Below are 1,029 nucleotides of genomic sequence, written 5' to 3'. Positions count from 1 at the left end.
TAACGTGAGTTCGACGAATTAGAATAAGGTCAATTGTCTATCAATAGTCCTTTGAACGGCAATTGTAGGTTTCTTAGGAAAGAAGCAATATGCTGCCAAAGCTCCAAGAGTATTGACAATGAAGTTGTCGAAAGATCTGTGTCTGGAATGTTCCACCTGTGCAATATTCTTAAGTTCATCGTTAACGGTCTCTATGATAGCCCGCTTTCTAAGCAAGAGTCTATCTGATATTTTCATGATAGACCCCTTCATGTTGCTTTTTAGTTTCGTGATAAGTTGTATCCCATCAACGAAAAGTTTATCGAATAGGTTCTTGCCTATATACCCCTTGTCTCCAACAAGTTTGCCGTAGATGAAATCAACAAAGGCTTTATATTCCAATGGTTTACGGTCGTCAATATCACCAGGAGTAATCATAAAATTCAGCAATTCTCCTTTTTCATTACATATCAGATGAAGCTTAAAACCGAAGAACCATCCCATAGAACATTTACCTCTTTGAGCGATACCTTTAAATGTCTTATGGATAAGGATTCTCTGGTTCCTACATACACGAAGAGGGGTGCTATCCACGAAACTGATTCCTGTACATTTTCCTAAAAGCACCTTCTTTATAAAGATAGTTAAAGGAATAGCAATAGTCTTCTGGAGTTCCACAAAACGATTGTATGACACAACATTGGGAAACAAGTGTCGAAGATGCACACATACATATTCTTTATAGAAATGCTTCAAGCAACGAAAGCCTGAACTGTGAAAAAGTATAATGACAACCATAATTTCGGCCTTTGACATAGTCGATTCACGATGGTATTTGCGTTTTAAATTGCTTTTTATGGTGTATTTTTCCATTTGGGCATCAAAAACTTTGCAGAAGTCATCTGCAATACAGAAAATTTCAGTAACTTTGTCCTCGGTGATCATAGCGATTATTGTTTGTAAACTTTTGATTTTTTAGCACCTTAAAGTTACAACAATTTTCGCTAATCACCAAATTTTTAGACACTTATATTTCGTCGAACTCACGTT

The 1,029-nt window shown here is 36.2% G+C and carries 1 protein-coding gene; it reads right to left on the bottom strand.

Translation table 11 applies throughout. From position 1 onward, the window contains the following. Positions 1-18: 18 nt before the first annotated feature. Positions 19-924, bottom strand: coding sequence for an IS982 family transposase (locus CIK93_RS07535; RefSeq protein WP_094440459.1), 906 nt, complete (start codon positions 922-924; stop codon positions 19-21). Positions 925-1,029 lie beyond the last annotated feature (105 nt).

The sequence above is a fragment of the Prevotella sp. P3-92 genome (assembly GCF_002251205.1).
In the GTDB taxonomy this organism is placed as follows: Bacteria; Bacteroidota; Bacteroidia; order Bacteroidales; family Bacteroidaceae; genus Prevotella.
Note: the sequence above shows the minus strand (reverse complement) of the source record. Positions and strands in the feature narration are given on the sequence as shown.